Annotated in this window: 22 protein-coding genes and 2 pseudogenes; 14 read left to right on the forward strand and 10 right to left on the reverse strand. The window is 68.3% G+C overall.

Annotated features, from left to right (window positions below; translation table 11 throughout):
- Positions 1-2: 2 nt before the first annotated feature.
- Genes ACLJOO_RS34505 through ACLJOO_RS34525 form a run of 5 tightly spaced genes read right to left on the reverse strand, consistent with a single transcriptional unit; the run spans position 3 to position 5,526 of the window.
- Positions 3-857, reverse strand: a complete 855-nt coding sequence (locus ACLJOO_RS34505) for a carbohydrate ABC transporter permease (protein ID WP_410791859.1) — start codon at positions 855-857, stop codon at positions 3-5.
- Entirely contained in the window at positions 847-1,800 is a 954-nt protein-coding gene (locus ACLJOO_RS34510) for a carbohydrate ABC transporter permease (protein WP_410791860.1), read from the reverse strand. The genes ACLJOO_RS34505 and ACLJOO_RS34510 overlap by 11 nt, the downstream gene beginning before the upstream one ends.
- A gap of 4 nt (positions 1,801-1,804) precedes the next feature.
- Positions 1,805-3,232 (reverse strand): NAD-dependent succinate-semialdehyde dehydrogenase, encoded by a 1,428-nt coding sequence (locus tag ACLJOO_RS34515; protein WP_410791861.1) that lies wholly within the window; start codon positions 3,230-3,232, stop codon positions 1,805-1,807.
- A gap of 22 nt (positions 3,233-3,254) precedes the next feature.
- Complete coding sequence (locus tag ACLJOO_RS34520; RefSeq protein ID WP_410791862.1) at positions 3,255-4,484, reverse strand: iron-containing alcohol dehydrogenase; 1,230 nt, start codon at positions 4,482-4,484, stop codon at positions 3,255-3,257.
- Between the two features lie 31 nt (positions 4,485-4,515).
- Positions 4,516-5,526: an Ldh family oxidoreductase gene (locus ACLJOO_RS34525; RefSeq protein ID WP_410791863.1), complete on the reverse strand. Its 1,011-nt coding sequence runs from the start codon at positions 5,524-5,526 to the stop codon at positions 4,516-4,518.
- A 170-nt stretch (positions 5,527-5,696) separates the two neighbouring features.
- On the opposite strand from ACLJOO_RS34525, the gene ACLJOO_RS34530 reads away from it, so the two are divergent.
- From ACLJOO_RS34530 to ACLJOO_RS34540, 3 genes and pseudogenes are all read left to right on the forward strand, one after another.
- The gene (locus ACLJOO_RS34530) at positions 5,697-6,383 is read left to right on the forward strand and encodes a GntR family transcriptional regulator (RefSeq protein WP_410791864.1); all 687 of its coding nucleotides are present in this window, start codon (positions 5,697-5,699) and stop codon (positions 6,381-6,383) included.
- Between the two features lie 45 nt (positions 6,384-6,428).
- Positions 6,429-6,791 (forward strand): annotated as a pseudogene (locus ACLJOO_RS34535) (peptidase S8/S53 subtilisin kexin sedolisin); the annotation flags it as partial.
- A gap of 79 nt (positions 6,792-6,870) precedes the next feature.
- Positions 6,871-7,227: pseudogene (locus tag ACLJOO_RS34540) on the forward strand (S8 family serine peptidase); the annotation flags it as partial.
- On the opposite strand, the gene ACLJOO_RS34545 reads toward ACLJOO_RS34540, so the two are convergent.
- Genes ACLJOO_RS34545 through ACLJOO_RS34555 form a run of 3 tightly spaced genes read right to left on the reverse strand, consistent with a single transcriptional unit; the run spans position 7,176 to position 9,328 of the window.
- Positions 7,176-7,886, reverse strand: a complete 711-nt coding sequence (locus ACLJOO_RS34545) for a hypothetical protein (protein WP_410791865.1) — start codon at positions 7,884-7,886, stop codon at positions 7,176-7,178. The pseudogene ACLJOO_RS34540 and the gene ACLJOO_RS34545 sit on opposite strands and share 52 nt — an antisense overlap.
- Positions 7,883-8,116 carry a hypothetical protein gene (locus ACLJOO_RS34550; protein ID WP_410791866.1) on the reverse strand — a complete coding sequence of 78 codons (234 nt, stop codon included), beginning with the start codon at positions 8,114-8,116 and terminating at the stop codon, positions 7,883-7,885. The genes ACLJOO_RS34545 and ACLJOO_RS34550 overlap by 4 nt, the downstream gene beginning before the upstream one ends.
- A 21-nt stretch (positions 8,117-8,137) precedes the next feature.
- Positions 8,138-9,328 carry a hypothetical protein gene (locus tag ACLJOO_RS34555; RefSeq protein WP_410791867.1) on the reverse strand — a complete coding sequence of 397 codons (1,191 nt, stop codon included), beginning with the start codon at positions 9,326-9,328 and terminating at the stop codon, positions 8,138-8,140.
- Positions 9,329-9,385: 57 nt separating this feature from the next.
- Between ACLJOO_RS34555 and ACLJOO_RS34560 the strand changes: the two genes are divergently transcribed.
- Positions 9,386-10,351 (forward strand): ArsR/SmtB family transcription factor, encoded by a 966-nt coding sequence (locus tag ACLJOO_RS34560; protein ID WP_410791868.1) that lies wholly within the window; start codon positions 9,386-9,388, stop codon positions 10,349-10,351.
- A complete protein-coding gene (locus ACLJOO_RS34565) occupies positions 10,348-10,488 on the forward strand; it encodes a hypothetical protein (RefSeq protein WP_410791869.1) in 141 nt (46 codons plus the stop codon). Before ACLJOO_RS34560 ends, ACLJOO_RS34565 begins: the two co-directional genes overlap by 4 nt.
- A 23-nt stretch (positions 10,489-10,511) precedes the next feature.
- Here ACLJOO_RS34565 and ACLJOO_RS34570 read toward each other — a convergent pair whose 3' ends face one another.
- Positions 10,512-11,087 (reverse strand): Fur family transcriptional regulator, encoded by a 576-nt coding sequence (locus ACLJOO_RS34570; RefSeq protein WP_410791870.1) that lies wholly within the window; start codon positions 11,085-11,087, stop codon positions 10,512-10,514.
- Here ACLJOO_RS34570 and ACLJOO_RS34575 point away from each other — a divergent pair.
- The 8 genes from ACLJOO_RS34575 (at position 11,073) to ACLJOO_RS34610 (ending at position 19,256) form a co-directional block, all read left to right on the forward strand.
- Positions 11,073-13,616 carry a TIGR03773 family transporter-associated surface protein gene (locus tag ACLJOO_RS34575; protein ID WP_410791871.1) on the forward strand — a complete coding sequence of 848 codons (2,544 nt, stop codon included), beginning with the start codon at positions 11,073-11,075 and terminating at the stop codon, positions 13,614-13,616. The genes ACLJOO_RS34570 and ACLJOO_RS34575 overlap by 15 nt on opposite strands.
- On the forward strand, positions 13,613-15,202 hold the full coding sequence (locus ACLJOO_RS34580) for an anchored repeat ABC transporter, substrate-binding protein (protein ID WP_410791872.1): 1,590 nt from the start codon (positions 13,613-13,615) through the stop codon (positions 15,200-15,202). Before ACLJOO_RS34575 ends, ACLJOO_RS34580 begins: the two co-directional genes overlap by 4 nt.
- Complete coding sequence (locus ACLJOO_RS34585; protein ID WP_410791873.1) at positions 15,199-15,975, forward strand: choice-of-anchor M domain-containing protein; 777 nt, start codon at positions 15,199-15,201, stop codon at positions 15,973-15,975. The genes ACLJOO_RS34580 and ACLJOO_RS34585 overlap by 4 nt, the downstream gene beginning before the upstream one ends.
- Positions 15,972-16,718 carry an anchored repeat-type ABC transporter ATP-binding subunit gene (locus ACLJOO_RS34590; protein WP_410791874.1) on the forward strand — a complete coding sequence of 249 codons (747 nt, stop codon included), beginning with the start codon at positions 15,972-15,974 and terminating at the stop codon, positions 16,716-16,718. Before ACLJOO_RS34585 ends, ACLJOO_RS34590 begins: the two co-directional genes overlap by 4 nt.
- Complete coding sequence (locus tag ACLJOO_RS34595) at positions 16,715-17,581, forward strand: anchored repeat-type ABC transporter permease subunit (protein WP_410791875.1); 867 nt, start codon at positions 16,715-16,717, stop codon at positions 17,579-17,581. Before ACLJOO_RS34590 ends, ACLJOO_RS34595 begins: the two co-directional genes overlap by 4 nt.
- A gap of 10 nt (positions 17,582-17,591) precedes the next feature.
- Positions 17,592-18,236, forward strand: coding sequence for a choice-of-anchor M domain-containing protein (locus ACLJOO_RS34600; RefSeq protein WP_410791876.1), 645 nt, complete (start codon positions 17,592-17,594; stop codon positions 18,234-18,236).
- Positions 18,233-18,874, forward strand: a complete 642-nt coding sequence (locus ACLJOO_RS34605; protein ID WP_410791877.1) for a choice-of-anchor M domain-containing protein — start codon at positions 18,233-18,235, stop codon at positions 18,872-18,874. Before ACLJOO_RS34600 ends, ACLJOO_RS34605 begins: the two co-directional genes overlap by 4 nt.
- A gap of 220 nt (positions 18,875-19,094) precedes the next feature.
- Entirely contained in the window at positions 19,095-19,256 is a 162-nt protein-coding gene (locus tag ACLJOO_RS34610; protein WP_410791878.1) for an ANTAR domain-containing protein, read from the forward strand.
- A gap of 205 nt (positions 19,257-19,461) precedes the next feature.
- Here the strand turns inward: ACLJOO_RS34610 and ACLJOO_RS34615 are convergent, their stop codons facing one another.
- On the reverse strand, positions 19,462-19,716 hold the full coding sequence (locus ACLJOO_RS34615; RefSeq protein WP_410791879.1) for an Hsp20/alpha crystallin family protein: 255 nt from the start codon (positions 19,714-19,716) through the stop codon (positions 19,462-19,464).
- Between the two features lie 179 nt (positions 19,717-19,895).
- Here ACLJOO_RS34615 and ACLJOO_RS34620 point away from each other — a divergent pair, with 179 nt between their 5' ends.
- Positions 19,896-20,171, forward strand: coding sequence for a hypothetical protein (locus tag ACLJOO_RS34620; protein ID WP_410791880.1), 276 nt, complete (start codon positions 19,896-19,898; stop codon positions 20,169-20,171).
- The last annotated feature ends 530 nt before the right edge of the window (positions 20,172-20,701 follow it).

The raw sequence follows: 20,701 nt of genomic DNA on the forward strand, positions 1-20,701 counted from the left end.
GGCTATCCTTTCAGGCCGGACATCGTGATGCCCTGGACGAAGTACTTCTGGGCGAGCAAGAAGAGCAGCAGCGGCGGCAGGATCGTCAGCGTCGCGGCGGCCATCATCAGGTTGGTCTGGGTGAAGTACTCACCCTTGAACAGCGCCAGCGCGATCGGCATGGTCTGCAACCGCGTCGAGTTGAGGAAGATCAGCGGGCCGAACAGGTCGTTCCACGAGCCCATGAAGGTCAGGGCGCCGACCGCGGCGAGGGCCGGTTTCACCTGCGGCAGCATGATTCGCCAGAAGGTGCCGAAGATCGAGGCGCCGTCGAGCTTGGCAGCCTCCTCCAGTTCGACCGGTACGCCGCGGAACGCCTGCCGGAGCAGGAACGTGCCGAACACCGGCGTGAGCACGTTCGGGACCCAGAGCGGGTAGTGGGTGTCGATCCACCCCATCTCGCGGAACAGCATGTACTGCGGGACGAGGTACACCATGCTCGGGATCATCGCCGTCGACAGCAGCAGCGCGAAGGCGAGGTTCTTGAAGGCGAAGTTCAGCCGGGCGAACCCGTACCCGGCCAGCGAGGCGAACACCAGCAGGAAGCCGACGTTCAGCGCGGCCAGCTTGCAGCTGTTCAGGAAGAACGGCAGCAGCCCGTGGCCGGCCTGCGAATAGTTCGCCCACTGCGCCGTCGACGGAATGAACGTCGGCGGGCTCTTGAGGACCTCGTTCTCCGGTTTCAGCGACGCGCTGACCATCCAGAGCAGCGGCATCGCGAAGACGACCGCGAGCACGATCAGCACCGCGAAGATCACGACCCGGCGCGGTATGTGCCGTGGCGGGCGGTTGTACACCCTGATGGCTTCAGTTGTCATAGTGCACCCACCGCTTCTCCAGCCGCCACTGGACCGCCGTGACGACGCCGACGATGACGAACAGCACCCAGCCCATCGCCGAGGCGTACCCGAGCCGGCCGTGCCCGAACGCGGCCTCGTAGATGTGGAAGATGAACACCGAGGTGGCGTTGTTCGGGCCGCCCGACGTCATCACGTAGATGATTCCGAACACCTGGAACGAGGTGATGAACTGCGTGATCGTGAGGAAGAACAGGCTCGGGGTGAGCAACGGCACGACCACCGACCAGAACCGCCGCCAGGCCGACGCGCCGTCCACGGTCGCTGCCTCGAGCAACGACTGGTCGATGCTCTGCAGCCCGGCCAGCAGGATCACCATCGGGTAGCCGACACCTTGCCAGATCGCCACGATGATGACCGCGATCAGCGCTGTCTTCGTGTCGGACAGCCAGGCCGGCCCGTCGATGCCGACCGTCTTCAGGGTCGAGTTGAACAGGCCGTTGTCCGGGTCGTACAGCCAGAACCAGACGAACCCGATCGCGACCACGTTGGTGACGGCCGGCGAGTAGTACAGCGTCCGGAAAATCCCGATGCCCTTGACCTTCTGGTTGCAGAGCACGGCCAGCGCGAGCCCGATGCCGATCGTCAGCACCACCACCGCCAGGGTGAAGATCACCGTGTTCTTCAGCGACGGCCAGAACGTGTCGTCGGCGGTGAACAGCTCCTTGTAGTTGTCGAAGGCAAGGAACTTCGGCTTGTTCAGCCCGGACCAGTTGGTCAGCGACACCACCAGGCTGGCCGCGACCGGGGCGAGCTGGAAGAACAGCACGCCGAGGATGACCGGGCCGACGAACAGCCAGCCGGCCAGGTTCTGCCGCTTCAGCTTGGCCTTCGGGCGCCGCTTCGGCTTCGGGCCGGCTATGTCCGGCGGCGGTGCCACAGTGGGCAGTACGGCGTTCGCCATCGCCTCACACCTCGATCCCGATGTACTTCTCCTCCAGGAACTCGAGAATCCCTTCGGAGCTGCCTTCCCTGCCGAGACCGGACTGCTTGGTACCGCCGAACGGCGCGGCCGGGTCGCTCAGTACGCCCCGGTTGACCGCGACCATGCCGGCGTCCAGCCGGTGCGCCACGGACAGCGCCTGCGTCGGATCGCCGTACACGTAGGCGATCAGGCCGTAGATGGTGTCGTTGGCCATCCGCACCGCATCGTCCACGTCGGTGAACTCGACGATCGCGGTCACCGGGCCGAAGATCTCGGTCTGGTTGATCTCGCTGCCGTGCTTCACGTCGGTGAGCACGGTCGGCGGGTAGAAGGCGCCGACCGCGGCCGGCTCGCCGCCGAGGGCCAGGGTGGCGCCCTCGTCGACGGCGCGGTCGACCAGCCCAGCGACCTTGTCACGCTCCTCGGGTGAGACCAGCGCGCCGAGCTCGTTGAGGTGGTCCCTGCCGGGGCCCATCGTGACGGCCTTCATCGCCTGCGTGATCCGGCTGGTGAAGTCGTCGATCACCGAGGAGTGTACGTAGAACCGGTTGGCCGCCGTACAGGCCGCGCCGCCGTTGCGCATCTTCGCCACCATCGCGCCCTCCACCGCGGCGGCGACGTCCGCGCCGGCCAGCACGACGAACGGCGCGTTGCCGCCGAGCTCCATCGACGGGCTGATCACCTGGTCGGCCGCCTCGTGCAACAGCAGCCGGCCGACCTCGGTCGATCCGGTGAAGGAGAGCTTGCGCACGGCGGGGTGATGCAGCATCGCCCGTACGGCGGGGCCGGCGTGCATCGGGGTGACCAGGTTGACCACACCCGGCGGTACGCCGACCCGGCGCAGGACCTCGACGACGTACGCCGCGGTGAGCGGCGTCTGGCCGGCGGGTTTGAGGACGACCGAGCAACCGGCCGCCAGCGCGGGCGCGATCTTGCGAGTCGCCATCGCGGCCGGGAAGTTCCACGGCGTGACCAGGATCGAGACCCCGATCGGCTCCCGGCGGACGACGATCGTCTTGTCACCGGACGGCGCGAGCCGGAAGTCGCCGCCGATCCGGACCGCCTCCTCGGCGAACCAGCGGAAGAACTCGGCCGCGTAGGCCGCCTCGCCGAGCGCGTCGTCGTACGCCTTGCCGTTCTCGGCGGTGATGAGCGCGGCGAAGGTCTCGCGCTCGGCGGTGAGGATCTCGAAGCACGCGCGCAGCAGCTCGGAGCGCTGCCGCGGTGGCGTCGCGGCCCAGCCGGCCAGCGCGTCGGCGGCCGCGTCGACCGCGTCCAGGCAGTCGGCCTCGGTCGCGGCGGCGAACTGGGCCAGCTCGGAACCGTCGGCGGGGTCGTGGACGGGGAATCGACGGCCGTCGGATGCCGGGCGCCATTGTCCGTCGATGAACAGGTCGTGCGGAGAAGTCATCTGCTGGCTCCAAAGGCCGGTCTCAGAAGGGGGTGCCGCGGTCGCCGGCGTACGCGGCCCGGGTGATCTCGAGCAGCGCCGCGGTGTCGAGCGGCCGCGGGTTGTTGTCGACCAGGCGGGCGGACCGCATACCCAGCTCGGCGACGTACGGGAGCTGGTCCTCGGTCAGGCCGAGCTCCTTGAGCGTGGGCGGGATGCCGATCCGGTCGAGCAGGGCTTCGACGGCCTCGATCCCCTGCAGTGCCTGGGCCTCGCGGCTGTCGGCGGCGGGCCGGCCGAAGATCGTGGCGATCTCGGCGAACTCGTCGATCCGGGCCGGCGCGTTGTAGCGCATCACGTACGGCAGCAGGACGCCGACACCGACACCGTGCGGGGTGTGGGTCAGCGCGCCGAGCGGGTACTGCAGGGCGTGCGCGGCCGCCGTACCCGCGACGCCGAGTGCGTAGCCGCCGGCGTTGGCGGCGAGCATCACGTCGGCGCGGGCCTGGCGGTCGGCCGGGTTCTCGAACGCTGCCGGAAGCGCCCGCTGCAACAACTCGAGGCCCCAGCGGCCGTAGTAGTCGCTGATCACGTTCTTGCCGATGAAGACCCGGCCCTCGGCGATCGCGGTCGCGGGCCGCTGGATCGCGGTGAACGACTCGACCAGGTGCGAGACGGCATCGGCGCCGGCGCTCGCGGTCAGGCTCGGTGGGCAGGTGTAGGTGAGTTCGGGGTCGCAGATCGCGACGGCCGGGATCAGGTGTGGCGACGAGATCCCGGCCTTGAGCTCGCGGCGGCTGTCGCTGAGCACGCAGACCGGTGTCACCTCGGAGCCCGTGCCGCCGGTGGTCGGCACGGCGATGACCGGAAGCACGGGCCCGGGTACGGCGTTCTCCCCGTAGTACTGCTCGATCGGGCCGCCGTGGGTCAGCAGCAGCGCCTCGGCCTTGGCGAGGTCCAGGCAGCTGCCGCCGCCGATACCGATCACGACGTCGATCCCGGCGTACTCCATCGCGTCGTAGCAGGCGTCGATGTCGGATATCGGCAACTCGGGGGCGGTGTCGCTCCAGACGTGCACAGTGAGGCCGTGGCCTTCGAGGTCGGCGCGCAGACCGGCGAACTCGGGTGACTCGGCGAGGCGCTGGTCGGTGCAGACCAGCGCGGTACTGCCGTGGGCGGCGGCATACAGGCCGAGCAGCGAGCGCTGGCCGGCCCCGAAGACAACCGTGCGGGGTGCCCGCTGCACGCCGAAGCCGGCGGCGGTCATGGTCATAGGGGTGGTCCTTGTCCGGTCGAGGGCGGGATCAATCGGCCAGGACTGCTTCCCGCGCCGTGTCGAGAGCAGTGAGCTCGCGCCACAGGCTGTCAGCAATCTCGATGCCTTGAGCAACAGAGTTCTGGTAGCGGTCGCGGGCGCCGTCGCCCGGGACCGCGACGGGCGTGTCCGGGTCCGCGGGCCGGCTGCGGCGTACCTGGTCCAGGTACTCCGACGCGCTGTGCCGACCGCCGCCGAGCAGGATGAACAGGTCACCCTTGTTGCTCGGGTGGTCGTCGTCGAGGGTGCCGCCGACGTCCGTGCCGTAGGCCGCGCCGGTCAGGAACGTGACCATCGCACCCAGGCCGAGCCCGAGGCCGTAGCCCTTCGCTCCCCCGAACGGCGCGATCGAGCCGTTCTTCGCGGCGCACGGGTCGACGGTTTCGTTGCCCTCGGCGTCCAGCGCCCAGCCGGGCTCCAGCGGTACGCCGCGGATCGCGTGGTCGTGGACCTTGCCCATCGAGATCTTCGACGTGGCCATGTCCAGCACCAGCGGCGCCGGCCGCGCCGGGACCGCGAGCGCGAGCGGGTTGGTGCCGACCATCGCCGCGGTGCCTCCCCACGGGTGCACGAGCGCCTCGCTCGTGGTCATCCCGACGCAGACGAGCCCGCGGTCGGCCATTCGGGCGGCGTAGTACCCGAGCATGCCGAGGTGGTTGTTGTTGGTGATCGCGCAGACCGCGACGCCGAACTGCTCGGCGCGGGGTGCGATCGCGTCCAGCGCGCGCAGGGCGACGACCGGGCCGAGGCCCTGCTCGCCGTCCACGCTCAGGTAGCAGGGGCTCTGCCACTCGTGCCGGCCGGTGCTGGTCGGGCTCGCCGTACCGTTTCCCAGGCGGCGGAGCAGGCGCGGCAGCCGGAGCAGACCGTGCGACGGGAGCCCCTTGGCCTCGGCGACGACCAGGAGCTCGGCTTGTTCGGCGGCGGCCGGGGCGGGCACACCTGCGGTGATCAGGAGACGTTCGGCCAGTGCTTGGGCCGTGAGCAGATCTGTGTGCACGTCGACCATCCCAGGGGTGGTGCATTCGTATACATCGCTCGATTTCTTGGGAGGTTAGATCAGATCGGATACGATTTGCAATGGCCTGTGAATACGAATCCACAAGATTCTGCCGACTGGACGGACAACAGATGAGCCAGCGCCGCACGGAGCGTCCCGGGAAGCCCCGGATGAGTGATGTCGTCTACGAGCGACTGCAGGGATTCCTGCTGGACGGCCAGATCCAGCCGGGCGAGCGGATCCGGGTGGACGAGCTGGCCCGCCGGCTCGGGGTGTCGCAGACCCCGGTCCGCGAGTCACTGAACCGGCTGGAGGCGGAGGATCTGGTCACCAAGACACATCTGATCGGATATTCCGCGACCCCGAAGCTGACACCGGAGCGGTTCGAGGACCTCTTCGAGGCGCGCTTCCTGATCGAACCGTACTGCTCGGGCCTCGCGGCCGGCCGGCACCGCGGCGGCGAGGCGGAGCGGATCGCCGCCATCGCCGCCGAGATGCGCGCCCGGTACCAGGCGGGCACGATGTCGTACGCTGCGTTCGCGCGGGCCGACGCGGAGTTCCACGAAGCGGTGATCGCCGCGACCGGAAACAGCTACTTCGGCGAGATCTTCGCGAAGCTGCACTGCCACCTGCAGCTTTTCCGGCTGCTGCACGACAGCCGGGTCACCGAGGACGCACTCGACGAGCACGACCAGATCGTGACTGCGATCCGGCAACGCTCGCAGGAGTCCGCGACCGACGCCATGCGCGTACACCTCACCGCGTCCCGGACCCGCCTCCGCACCGCCTTCGCCTCCCCTCCCGAGGAGGCAACCTCCTCAGGCGAAATGTTTGCCCAAGGCACCGGACATATGTGAGGTGTCGAGGTACGCCGGACGCCGGACGAGTGAACCGTCATCCCAGTGGACGTCCGGAGCGACGTCGACACCGGCAAGCTCGACCGACGACTGTTCGACCTGCACATTCTCCTCCGCGATGGGTACGACGACTCGGCCCGCGGCGACATCCCGCTGATCATCACCGGCGCGCCGACCCGGAAATCCGCCGAACTGAAGCTGTCGAAGCCCAACGCGGCCGGCTTCCTGCGGCAGACGCTGTCAGCCGGCACGAAGGTCTGGCTCGACGCCACATTGCACACCTCGCTCGACAAGAGCGTCCCGCAGATCGGCGCCCCGACCGCCTGGAAGGCCGGTTACACCGGTCAGGGCGTCACCGTCGCCGTCCTCGACAGCGGTATCGACGCGAACCATCCGGACCTGACCGGCAAGGTCATCGCCGCGAAGAACTTCACCACCGTCCCAGCGGGTAGATGTCTTCGGCCACGGCACGCACGTCGCGGCCACAGTCGCCGGCCGGGGTGCCGACGGGTACAAGGGCGTCGCTCCGGACGCGACGCTGCTCGACGGCAAGGTCTGCGACGACAACGGCGGTTGCGCGGAGTCCGACGTACTGGAAGGTATCGAGTGGGCTGTTGCGCAGAAGGCGAAAGTGGTCAACCTCAGCCTCGGCGGATCGCAGGAGGGCGGCCCGCTCGACCAGGCCATTGACCGCATCACCAAGGAGACCGGCACCCTGTTCGTCATTGCCGCCGGCAACTTCGGAGTCGTCGAATCGCCCGGTACGGCGGCGTCGGCATCGTCGCGGCCAGGTCAGCTGCCTCGCATCCGCAAGACCCGGTCGGCGACAAGTACACCCGGATGACCGGCCCCTACGAGCAGGGCTCCGGTCGCGTTGACGCCGCCCGCGCCGTCCAGCAGACGGTCATTGCCACCACGACCAACGTGTCCTTCGGTACCGCGCTCTGGCCACACGCCGACGACAAGCCTGTCACCAAGGACGTCACCTTCGAGAACACCTCGAGTACGCCCGTCACGCTCAACCTCCAGGCCGAGCTCAAGAACGGCACCGCGGCCGGTGTGCTCAAGCTGAGCACCAACCAGCTCACAGTGCCGGCAAACGGAAGCGCCTCCGTTCAGCTCACCTCCGAGACCGCGAACGACGGACCTGATGGTCTGTACACCGGTCGGCTCACCGCCACCGCCGGCGGCCAGGAGATCGGCGTACCCCTGGTCGTCGACAAGGAGGTCGAGAGCTACAACGTCGCGCTGACCGCGTTGGGCCCGGACGGCAAGCCGCTCCCGGCCGATCGCGCGATGCCCTCGCTGCAGAACCTGGACAGCTTCGCGTCCGAGGAGCCCGGCCGGGTGCCCAAGGGCCGGTACGCGCTCGACGTCACGATGTTCGGTCCCGCCGGTCAGCACTACCGGATCGTCCAGCCCGAGATCGACGTACGACGCGATCTGAAGCTGGTCGTGGATGCACGGAAGGCCAGGCCGGTAACGGTCACCGTGCCTCGTCAAGACGCACAGACATTCGTGCACGGGCACGTCGTGGTCGAGCGTTCCATCTCTTCCGGTACGGCGACGTCCCACCCGCACGACACGCTACGGCCGTGGCGCACGGCGCGTGCCGCTGCCAGCCGGACTTCGTCGGTGATGTGGTTCAGGGTGCCGAGCTCGTCGTCGTCGCCCCACCGTCCCCAGTTCGACAGCGTGTCGAAGTACCCGAGGACCTCGTCCTGCGTGGGCATCGTTCTTCTCCTTGGTGGTGATCAGTGGCTGACGGCGGCGATGCCGACAGTTCGTGAGGTTAACCGCAGGCCGGGGCTGAGAACGGCGGTCACGGCGATGGATGCGATCGCCAGGATTGCCATCGCCGTACCGACGGGCAGGAGCTGCGCCATGAGGCCGGCCAGGGTCGCGCCGAGCGCTTGCATCGCCTTCATGCCGTTGGCATGCAGGCCCAGCGCCTGGCCGCGGATGTCATCGCCGGTCAGTGCGATCAGCCGCTCCTGCAGCAGCAGGGTGGACGCGAAGCCGGTTGACGCGATGGCGGCCGCGGCGATTGCGACCGGCAGGCTCAGGGGGAACACGAACAGCAGGTACGGCGCGGCGAGCAGGAACCGCAGTGGCGAGACGAACCGCTCTCGTAGCCCCTGCGGCAGGAACCGCCCGGCCGCCAGGTCGCCGAGCAACATGCCCACCGCCGCCGCGACGAACAGCGTGGCCGCGGCCTGCGGCGAATAGGGGACGAACAGCGCCTCGCATCCGACCACCAGCCCGTTGGGTACCCACATCGACAGGTAGACGGCCCGCCGTGCCGGCGTGGACAGCAGCTCCCGGTTGACCCGCCAGGTGACTGCGACGGACGCACGCCCGGACGCCCGGGGCGGTCGGGCGCGAAGGCCCAGTCGCAGTACGAGCGCCGCGCAGGCAGCCAGTGCCGCGCCGACGAGCAGCGTGGTCCGCGGCGACATCACGACGATCAGCAGACCGCCGAGGGCGAACCCGGCCACCTGCATCGCACCGACCGATATGTTGAGCACCGACCGGCCGAGCACGTAACCCTCCGGCGGCAGGATCTCGCCGAGCAGGCCGTACAGCACACCGGCACCGATCGAGGTGACCAGACCTTGGGCAAGGATCACCGCGAACATCGCCGGCAGCGGTAACCCAGGCATCACCAGCAGCAGGCCGGCGATCGCGGCTACGACGGCGACCAGGGTCAGCGCGGCCCGCGGCGCTACCCGGTCGGCCACCGACAGCAGCGTCGTAGCGCCGATCAGCGCGGCGAACGACGAGCCGAACATGCTCAGCGCCGACAGCAGCGGCGATTCCGTCCGCGCGTACACCAGCGTGGCGAGCGCCAGCCCCGCCAGCGTCGTCGCGGCGACCTGCGCGCACGACGCGCCGAACAGCGGGGCAAACTCTGGCGTGCGAAACAGTTCCCGGTATGTACGCATGTCAGGAGTCTCGGCAACGCCGCCTCGTTCCGCTAAAGTTTCGCGGGGAGGCGAAACATGGGCGTCTGGTTGATCGACGCGGACGTGCTCGCCGGCAGCCGGTTCCGGAACTCGGCGCTGGCCGAGACCGTCGCGACGCTGGGCGTGCTCGCGGGGTCGTGGCCGTACCGCCCTGGGCAGCTGGACCGCCCGGCGCAGCAGCGGGCAGCGTTCCAGGCCCGGATGGCCGACGATCCGGTCGGCCGCGCGTTCTTGAAAGCCGCTTTCCGGCCGAACTGGCTGACCGACATCCTCTGCCCGCCACCGGAAGACGACGAGCACACCTTCGACGACGAGATGCAGCGCATCCGTACTGCGTCGCCCGCCGCGCTGCGCGCCGACCTGGCCGGCAACGACCCCGTGCTCGACGTGCCCGACCTGCCGAGCCGGATATCCGCCGTCCTCGACTGGGTCTGGGCCGAGACGGTCGAGCCCGACTGGCAACGCCGCGAGCGGGCCTTCGAAGCGGACACCATCGCGCGGACTCGGCGACTGAGCACCAGCGGTTGGGCGTCCGCCCTCGACGACATGCGACCCGGAATGCGATGGCTGGGCGAGGGAAAGCTTCAGATCAACGCCTACGACTATCCACCGCTCGACCTGACCAACGGGCAACTGCTGTTCATCCCCACCACGAGCGCACGCGGCTGGGTCGGCTGGCGTCGACCGCACCGCTACTCGGTGGTCTATCCATGCGCCGGGATGCTCGCCGAAGGCCAGCGCAGCGCACCAGGCGCCCTACGCCGCCTCATCGGCCCCGCACGCGCGACCCTGCTGACCCTGCTCGACACCCCGATGAGCACCACCCAACTGGTATCGGTGACCGGCTTCGCCCTGGGCGCCGTAGGCAACCACCTCAGAATCCTGCTGGACGCGCAACTCGTGCGCCGCCGCCGCGCTGGCCGCTCCGTCCTCTACTACCGCACACCCGACGGCAACCGCCTGATCCGCGCCACCACCGACACCGAAACACCACCAACGTGAGCAGCCTGAGCGCCGCCGCGGTCCAACAACTGTTCCCGCCGACCACGATCGAAGTCACCTGGATCTTGCCGGCGCCGGCGAGATCACCCCAGACGTTGGTCGAGGCAACGACCTTGATCGAAGCAGCGGGCGCCTGATCCGAGCCTGACGCCCCTGAGTGTCACCTGCAGTCCACACACACTCCGACTAGCTCCAGGGTGTGCTCGATATCGGCGAACTCGGTGTCGTCCGCAAGGCGATCCACCCAGTGCTCGACGACCTCGGTATTGACGGGGCGACTGAGTCCACAGCGCCGGCAGATCAGGTAGTGGCGATGTTCTGCGGCGACCCGCTGCCGGAAGTACCGCTCGCCGGCCTCGTCGCGCACGACATCGAGCATCCCGACGCGCTCGAAGTCGTGTAGCGCGCGATAGACCGTGGTCAACCCGATGGCCATCCCCACAGAATCCAATAGTCGATGCAGGTCCTGCGCCGACAGGAACTCCCGACTGTCGGCCAGGATCGCCAGGATCGCCACGCGCTGCCGGGTACGACGCAGTCCGGCCGCCACGAGCGGCGAGCGTTGCTCCACCGCGCCACTTCCTCCCTCGCTACGGGTCACCGGGAAGCCTAGATGAACACGATTTCCATGTCCATCAGCGACCGACTTTTGCCCGTTGCGACAGGGAACGCGATGAAGCTCTAATGAAAATGATTGTCGATTCAGATAGAGTGCCGGGTTGTGACCGCCACTCACGCTCGATCGCGTCTCGCTGCCCTGATCGCCTTGCTCCTCGGATGTTTGCCGCTCTGGCTCAGTTGGCCGGTCAGCGCGTCGACAACGCCAGAAGTGCTGCAGGCTGTGCATACCGACGTACTGCACACCACCTTCGACGGCACCTCGTTGAAGCTCATGACCCGGATCGGGACCGGCGATGTCCGGGAGGCCGACCCCGCCGGCCTGGTCTTCAACTTGGAGGACCGGGGCGCCGCCAGGCTCGAGGTTCCGGATGCGCCTGCGTTCGCGTTCCTCGGTACGCCGGGTTCGACCGTCTGGATCGCGCCTGAGTCACAGGACCCGGAGCTGATCTGGCCGGGGTGGGACACCGAGGCGATCCCTGCCGGTGTGCTGAAGGACGATCTCGTCGACCTGACGCTGGTGAGCGCCGAAGGACCTGGGTCCGTCGAGGTGTTCTTCAACTACGACGCGTTCACCGGCACGGTTCCGCGGCTGTTCAGTTCGGTCGACCCGGCGTACCGGACGCTGCACCAGGCGGTCGGGCGGCATGTGCATGCGAACTGGTCATTCGGTGCCCTGGGCACCTACAAGCTCACCTTCCAGGCGACGGCGACCACGGCAGCCGGTGCGCCCGTCACGTCCGGGCCCGTCGAGTACACCTTCGTGGTCGGCCCGTACGAGCGGCCGACCACGCCACCGACAACTCCTCCCACAAGTCCCCCGACGGCTCCACCCACCACTCCTCCCACGACGCCGCCCACCACCCCGGGCACGCCGACGGTGACCCCTCCGAGCACGCCGCCCACCACCCCGCCGACCACCAGTCCCACCAGTCCGCCCGCGTGCGTCAGTGCCGTGCTGTCGGTCGGGCACGTGGACGTGGCCGCGCGGACGGTCGGCGACAGACTGCGGTTCCAGGTGAAGGACGGAACCCGGGGTACGACGGTCTGGCGGGATCCCGGCACGGTCGCGTTCCAGGTGAAGCCATCCGCCGATGAGGTCGTCCCGGCTGCTCCGGCGTACCGCTTCCTCGGGGCTGCCGGAGCGACGATCTGGCAGATCCCGCAGACGCAGGCAGAGGATCTGTTGTGGGCGGGTTGGAACACCGAGTCCGTCGACTACGGCTCGCTGGCCGGTCCGGTGCGCTGGTCGCTCGACAAGGTCGCCGGTCCGGGGAAGCTCGCAGTCTACCAGTTCGACCAGTTCGGCGAACCGCTGATCTCGTTCGACAGCGGGAAGACACTGCCGCAGTCGATCGCGCTGGCCGAGCCTACCCATGCCCACGGCAACTGGGCGTTCACCCGACTCGGCCTGTACAAGCTCACCTTCACCTACTCGGCCACGACGAAGACCGGCAAGCACCTGAGCGACACGGCCACACTCCCGGTCGTGGTCGGCGCTGACCTCACCACCCTCTGCCCGGGCGGCCCGACCCCGTCCGCCACGCCGACCACCAGCACACCGACCACGACGCCGACGGACCCTCCACCGACCATCGGTCCAACGACCCGCCCTACTACGACTCCATCCGCAGGTCGGACGGCGGCGCCGAGTCGCCTGCCGACTGCAGCGCCGGACGAACAGCGCCGGGTGTCATCCGCGCAGCCGACGCTCCGACCGTGCATCACGTCCCAGTCGCCAACGGGCAACCCGGCGACGACGCGGCCTGGCGCGACGACGTCGGCGGGTACGACGGGTGCCACAACCTCAGCCGGCGCAACGAGTTCGCCCGGTACGACGGCGCCGGCCGTAACGACGCTGACGACCGGCCATGCGGACTACGCCGTTCGGATCGAGAACGGAGCGCTCACGTCGCGGCTGAAAGACGGGACCAACGGCGGCGCCCCGGTCTGGCGTGACCCCGCCTCGGTGACTGTCCGACTCGGCTCACCGGCCGGTACGACCGTGCCCGGTGGTGCCTTCTCGTTCCTCGGCGCGGCCGGCACGCAGATTTGGCAGATCCCGCAGACGCAGAAGGACGGTGTCGTGTGGCTCGGCTGGAACACCGAGGAGTTGACCGCTGCACAGGTGTACGGCGGTGGAGTTGACTGGCGTCTCGACAAGGTGACTGGTCCAGGACGGGTCGCTATCTTCGAGTTCGACTCGTTCGGTCAGCCGAAGGTCATCTTCAACTCCGGTGACGGTCTGCCCGACACCTACCGCATCCCGCTGGGCACGCACGCACACGGCAACTGGGCGTTCACGAAGGCCGGTACCTATAAGGTCACCTTCACCCACACCGCGACGTTTGCCAACGGCAAACAGTCCACGGACACCGCCACCCTCACGTTCGAGGTCGGCCCGTCGGGTGGAGCCCGCTCGGCCGACGGCAGCAGCCACTTTGTGCACCGGTCGACCATTCTCGGCGCCGATTCGTGGTCGAACCGTGCACAAAGTCGAGGATCCTTCCCCACGGCGATCGATGCGGGAGACTGCAAGCTGGCGATGACCGGCGGATCGGTCGGGGTCTGGTGGATCGGCGTCGCCGCGGTATTCGCCGTACTCGGGGTCGTCCTGCTGGTCGCGTCCCGCCGGAGCACCCGATGAAGCCGCACAAAACAACGACGGCACCCGACCGCCGCCCGGCTCGCCGTTGGGTTGCGGCTGGGGCCGCCACGGTGGTTCTCCTCGCGGGGTGCTCGGGGCAGGGGGCGGGTGGGGATGACGGGCGGCTGAACGTCGTCACCACCACGGAGATCCTCGCTGACCTCGTGCAACAGGTCGGCGGGGAGCGCGTCGAAGCGTCGCCTCTGGTGCCGGCCGGTGGTGATCCGCACTCCTACGAACCGACTCCGGCCGACGCGAAGCGGGTGGCGAAGGCCGACGTGACCTTCACCAACCATCTCCTGCTCGAGCCGCAGTCGCTGATCAAGACCATCGACGCGAACGCCGACAAGGACGCCCCGAACGTCTCGCTGGCCGAGGCGGCGGAGTCGTACGGCGCCCACGTCATCCCGCTCGTGGAGAACATCGGCCTGGATGTGCTCTGGCTCGGCCTCCGAGTCCGCGGTACCGGCAAGGCTCGCGACGCGAGCCGTACGAGCTCCGTCAAGCTCGCCGCGACCAAGCTCGACGGCCCGGGCCAACTGGTCGCCTACCTGACCGAGTCGCTCGGCCAGCCGGACAAGTACTTCGACTCGACCGACGGCCTCGGCCCCGCCGACAGCACGACGCTCCCGCCGGCCGCGCACACCCATCTGAACTGGGCCTTCACCAAGCCCGGCGTCTACCGCCTGACCTTGACCGGGAGTCTCGACAACGGCAACGGCAAACCCCTGCAGCCATTGGGCTCCGGGACGTTCACCTTCGCCGTCGGCGTCGAACCGCACACCGTCAAACCGGCCGACGGCGGCACAGCGACGGTTCTCGGCGAGGGTCACACCGACCTGACGGTCGACCTGGACTCCGGACAGGTGTACGCCTACTCGGACGCGCACAAGGTCGGCGCCGCCCAGTCCCAGGTCCCGGCCGGGCGGGTGGTCATCGACGTACCCAACAAGGCGCTGGTTCCGGTCCCGGACGACGCACGATTCGCGTTCCTCGGCGAGGCCGGAACGCAGATTCACCAACTCCCCCAGGCCGTGCTCGGCAAGCACGTGCACGGCGAGATCGACCCGCACCTGTGGGAGGACGTCGCGAACGCCAAGGCCTATGTACAGCTCATCCGCGACACCCTCGTCGCCGCCGACCCCGACGGCAAACAGCTCTACCAGGACAACGCCACCGCCTACCTGCGCCAACTCGACGAGCTCGATGACTATGTCCGTACGACGCTCGCCCGCATCCCGGCCGACCGTCGGCAGCTGATCACGACCCACGACGCCTTCGGCTACCTGGCCTCGGCGTACGGAATGACCGTCGCGGGATTCGTCGTACCCAACCCGGCGCAGGAACCGAGCGTCGAGCAGGTCCGCAAGCTGTCCGACACCATCCACAACCTCAAGGTGCCGGCCGTCTTCACCGAGCCGAACCTCGCGCAGCGCGCGTCCGTGCTGATCCAGGTCGCGCACGACCAGGGCGTTCAGGTCTGCTCGCTGTACGGCGACTCGTTCGACGATCACGCCCGTACGTACGTCGCGATGATGCGGCACAACGCCGACGAACTGATGCGCTGCCTAGGAGAAGCCCGATGAAACTCCTCGCCGCCCTGTTCCTGGCGCTGGCACCCGTCGCCGCTCCTACGGAACAAGCAGTCATCAGCAACGGTCACGTCGACCTGGGCCCGCGGTTCGTCGACGGCCGGTGGACGATCCAGCTACGCGACGACACCGCGGCCGCGCCCACCTGGCGCCCGCTCGACACCGTCGTCCTGCAGGCTACCAGCAAAGCCCGGATCGCCGTTCCCAACGACCCCGCCTATCAGTTCCTCGGCAAGCCCGGGCAGCAGATCTGGGTGATCCCACAGGTGCAGAAGGACGGAATCGTCTGGCCGGGCTGGAACACCCAGGACCCCGAAGTCGCCCGCCGGGTCGATCGCGAGGTGACGTGGACGCTCGAGAACGTCCGCGGACCGGGCACCTTCACGCTGTTCCTCAACTCGGACTTCGGCAAGCCGTCACCGGTCTTCGACAGTCGCAAGCAGCTACCCCAGGAGACCGGGATCGACGTGAACACCCACGTCCACGGCAACTGGACCTTCGATGCCGAAGGCATCTACCTGCTCGACGTCGCGATGACCGCCAAGCTGATCGACGGGCAGCAGGTCACCGATCGCCGGACGCTGCGGATCTACGCCGGCGACGGAGACGCCCGCGCCGCCGCACAGGACGCGGGACAAGAACCAAAGCGGGCTGAGCCACCGACGCAGACCGCCGACGATCGCATCCAGCTGTGGTGGTTCGTCGTCGGCGCGGGCGTCGTCCTGCTCGCGACCACCGCCGTCATCGTGATCAGGAGACGCCGATGACCATCCTGCACGTCACCAACCTCGGCGTGGATCTCGCCGGCCGCCAGGTCCTCGACCACGTCGACCTCGACGTCGCCGCCCACGAACGCGTCGGCCTGATCGGCCCTAACGGCGCCGGCAAAACCACACTCCTCCGCGCGCTCCTCGGGCTGCTGCCGATCCGAACCGGCAGGATCGAGATCGACGGCCGGACACCGCCCGAGGCCCGCGGCACGATCGGGTACGTGCCGCAACGGCACGAGTTCGTCTGGGACTACCCCGTCCAGGTCCGTACGGCGGTGATGACCGGCCGGACGCACCGCATCGGCTGGCTACGACGCCCGCGGCCCGTGGATCGCAGCGCCGTACAGGAAGCTCTAGAACGAGTAGACCTCGCCAACCTGTCCCGGCGACCCATCGGTGAACTGTCCGGTGGTCAACGGCAACGAGTCCTCGTCGCGCGGGCGCTGGCCCTGCGGCCGCGGCTCCTGCTGCTGGACGAGCCGTTCACCGGTCTCGACGTACCAACGCAGGAAATCCTGACCCAGCTGTTCCGCAGCCTCACAGCGGAGGGCACCGCGATTCTGATGACCACCCACGACCTACCGGCCGCAGCGGAAACCTGTCACCGGTTGTGCCTGCTCAACGGCACAGTCGTCGCCGACGGCTCACCGGACGAACTGCGCGACCCGGCCGTTTGGCTGCGCGCGTTCGGTGTCGCACGGTCCGAGCAACTGCTGCACAGCCTGGGGGTCGCCCGATGATCGAGTTCTTCACCGAGCCCTGGGAACACGTTTTCATGCAGCGCGCGTTCCTCGTCGTCCTCATGTCCGGCGTCGTCTGCGGCGTGATCGGCACCCACGTTGCACTGCGCGGTATGGCGTTCATCGGCGACGCGGTCGCGCACTCGGTCTTCCCCGGCATCGCGATCGCGTTCGTCCTCAAAACCAGCCTCGTCCTCGGCGGCATCGTCGCCGGGCTCGTCACCGCGCTCTCCGTCGCCGTGTTCGCCCAGAACCGCCGGCTCAAGGAGGACACCGTCATCGGTGTCTTCTTCGCGGCAGCGTTCGGACTCGGCATCGTGGTGATGAGCACGGCACCCGGGTACGGCGGATCGCTGGAATCCTTCCTGTTCGGTTCGGTCCTCGGGATCAGCAGCAATGACGTCATCACCGTCGGCGTCGCCGGCGCAGCCCTCCTGCTCATCACCGGCGCGCTGCACAAGGAATTCGTCACAGTCGGTCTGGACCGGGAGACAGCCAGGGCCGTCGGGCTGCCGATCTTCTGGCTCGACCTCGCCCTCTACGCGATGGTGACCGTCGCGATCGTCATCTCGATCCAGGCCGTCGGCAACATCCTCGTACTGGCGCTGCTGATCACCCCGGCCGCCTGCGCCCGGCTGCTGACCGACCGGATCGGCGTGATGATGCTGCTCGCGCCACTCATCGGCGCGTTCTCCGGACTGACCGGCCTCTACCTGTCGTACGCGTTCAACCTCGCCGCCGGCGGGTTGATCGTGCTCACCGCGACCGCGGTGTTCATCGCGTGCTGGGTGTTCGCGCCCCGGCACGGCCTGCTCTCCCGCCGCAGCCCAGCGGCGGCTCGGGTGGTTTCCGTCCAACCCTGAAAGGAAATCCATGCGCAAGATTCACCGCGTGGTACTGCCCGTCGCGGCAGTCCTCGCGCTCGCCGGTGTGGCAACACCGGCCGATGCGGCACCCAAAGTGGTGCTGGACCAGGGGCATGTCGACGTCGTCGGTATCGCCTTCGAGGGCGGCGCGTTCGACGTCCACGTCCACGACGAAGAACACGACATCGAGTACTCCCCGTCCGAGGTGGAGCTCGTCGCGAAGCCCTCGTCTGAGATCGCCGTACCGGACGACCCGGCGTACCGCTTCCTCGGTACGGCGGGAAGCCGCGCCTGGGTGCTGCCCCAGGTCCAGGACCCCTCGCTGCTCTGGCCAGGCATCGGCGCCGAGGAGATCGCACCCGGCGTCTTCGCCGGTGACGCGTTGAAGGTCGACGTCGTCGGCGTCAGCGGACCGGCAGACGTCAGCATCTTCACCACCGACGCCTTCGGCGCACCGACTGTGCTCGCGGACAGCGGCGACGGCCTGCCCGACACGATCGACACCAGTGCGGGTGGACATCTGCACGCCAACTGGGCCTTCGAAGCACCCGGGTACTACACGCTGAAGGTCCGGGTCAGCGGCACACTCGCCGCCACCGGAAAGCAGGTCACCTCCGGCGTCGCCACCTACTGCTTCAAGGTCGGCCTGTGAAGACGCGGCGGCTCACCGGCAGCCTGATCGCCGGCTTCGTGGCCGCAGTCCTCACCGTCGCCCCGGCCCACGCGGTCACGACCATCTCGTCCGGTCACGTGGACGCGATCGACGTCGACTGGACCGGGTCCGCACTCACGCTCGACCTCCGCGACAGCACGGTCATCCCCGCCGTCGATCGCGACCCGGCGGACGTCGTACTCAATGCTGTATCGGCCAGCAAGACCACCGTCCCGTCCAACTCCGCCTATTCGTTCCTGGGTACCGCCGGATCGCCGGTCTGGATCCTGCCGCAGACCCAGGCGAGTGGAATCGTCTGGCCCGGGTTCAACACCGAGAACGTCCCAAGCGGGGCGCTGTCGGGCAACGCCGTCACGATAAAGCTCGTCTCGGTCACCGGACCGGCCGACGTCAGCGTCTACACAACCAACTTGCTCGGCACACCAACGATCTGGTTCGACAGCGGCAACGGCCTTCCGGACACCCGGTCGATCGCGATCAACACCCACGCCCACGCCAACTGGGCCTTCGAAGCCGCCGGCACCTACACCGCCGTCTTCGAAGTCACCGCCACCACCTCCGGCGGCACCGCAATCACCACCGGCCAGAAGACCTACACCTTCACCGTCCAGCCGTAACCCTCACCAACGCCTGACCTGGGACGCGACGCGCGACGCGTCCCAGGTCAACCTGTTCAGCGATGCAGTCGGGCCGCCCGACCACGACACGATCGACCTCGGGCAAGCCCTGGCCGACGCCGCCACCATCGGAATCGTCCACCAACGCGCCGTTGCCCACCATGAGACCGTCACCGAACAACTCCAAACAGCGCTCAGCAGCCGTGTCCTGATCGAACAGGTGAAGGGATTCCTCACCCACAGCCTCGGTGTCGGCGTCGACGAAGCCTTTGGCGTGCTCCGCGCCCACGCCCGGTCCACCAATCGGCGCCTGACCGCCGTCGCCGAGGACGTTGTCCAAGGCCGCCTTACACTCGACCCACCCAGCTCCTCGCCGACCTGAACTCACCGATCTGTCGGCAACGCATGGTCTTCGGCCCGTGCCGGACGGCCGTGTCCAGCCGTTCGCGTCCGGTGCGAGCCGAGAGCGGATGATCGCGGTCGGAGCCGAGGTCGCCCGCTGGAACGGTCTCCGCCACATCATCTGGGACACCGACGGAACAATCGTCGAGGTCGACGCCTACGTGGCCGGCCCCTACCCCTCGAGGTCACCAGTCAGCCGAACCCGCGGCCGGTCCTGAGCCGCACTTGTCGTCTTGCTCGATCGTGATGGTTCGGGTCTCGGTGGACTTCGCTGAGATCGGTACGGTCACTTCGAGGATGCCTGCGGCGTACTTCGCCTTCGCCGCGGTTTCGTCGGCTCCGTCGGGCAGCATCACCTGGCGGGTGAGTGCGCCGTAGTGGAACTCCGTGTGGCCGCGCTCGTGCGCTTCCTCCTCGCGGGTGGCCGCGATGGTCATCATCCCGTTCGCGACTCGACCCTGGTGTCGTTCGCCGGGTCCAGACCGGGCAGTTCGGCGCGTACGACGTACCTGTCGCTCTCCGTGAACTCCTCGATCCGTAGCCCGCGGACCGTGCCTCGCCGCGATGTTGCGGCATGCTGGTGACCTGAGTCTCCAAACCGGTCAACGGAGGTGCCGCCATGTTCGCTCGAATCGCCGTATGGGAGCCGATGCCGGATGACGAGCGGCAGTGGGTGATCGACGCTGCCAAGACCGTTCCCGGAGTCCTGCATGCCTACCACCTGGTTGACCCGGCCACGGGTGACGGGCTCTCGATTTCGTTCTTCGAAGACGACGTAGACGTTGCGCAGGTCAAGGCCGCGATCGCTGAGAAGGCGCTCCAGATCGGCTGGAACGACGTTCCTCGTCCAGCCCCCTCGTCTGAAACGATCTATCGGGTACTTCGCAGCGGCTGACTCGCGCGATCGTCGGCACCACGACGAGGCCACCTCGAACTTCGCGTTGAGGCCTAGGCTGACCGTGTCGAACGCGACCCCTTCGAGCCACCAGAAGGAGCAGAACTGTGGAGGGCCGGCTGCTGCGACGTACCCGCACACGCCCAGAGCTCCGAGGCCTACGCTCAGCGATCCGTCCAGGACAGATAGGACGAGCGTCGATCGCCGGGCAGTCGGCCGCCTGGTGGGTGTCGTTCGACACCACGATGCCGGCGGAGTCGGTCGCGACGGAACCGCCACAGTCATCAACGGCCTGGGCTCAGAAACGCGCTTCGGAACCGCACCTTCCACGGCAAGGCAGTGCTCACCATCCAATAGCAGCAAGGGCACCACCTGGCCGGCGGTGCCCCTGCCGGATCAGCGAACGACCTCGTAGTCGAGGAAGGTCAGTTCGTTGCCGATGGCCCGCATCTGGAGGAGGTGCAGGGGCACCTTGTCGGTGGTCGGGCCGAACAGCCGGTTGCCGTCTCCGAGTACGACCGGGAAGACGA

This window comes from Kribbella sp. C-35 (genome assembly GCF_046549195.1).
Taxonomy (GTDB): domain Bacteria; phylum Actinomycetota; class Actinomycetes; order Propionibacteriales; family Kribbellaceae; genus Kribbella.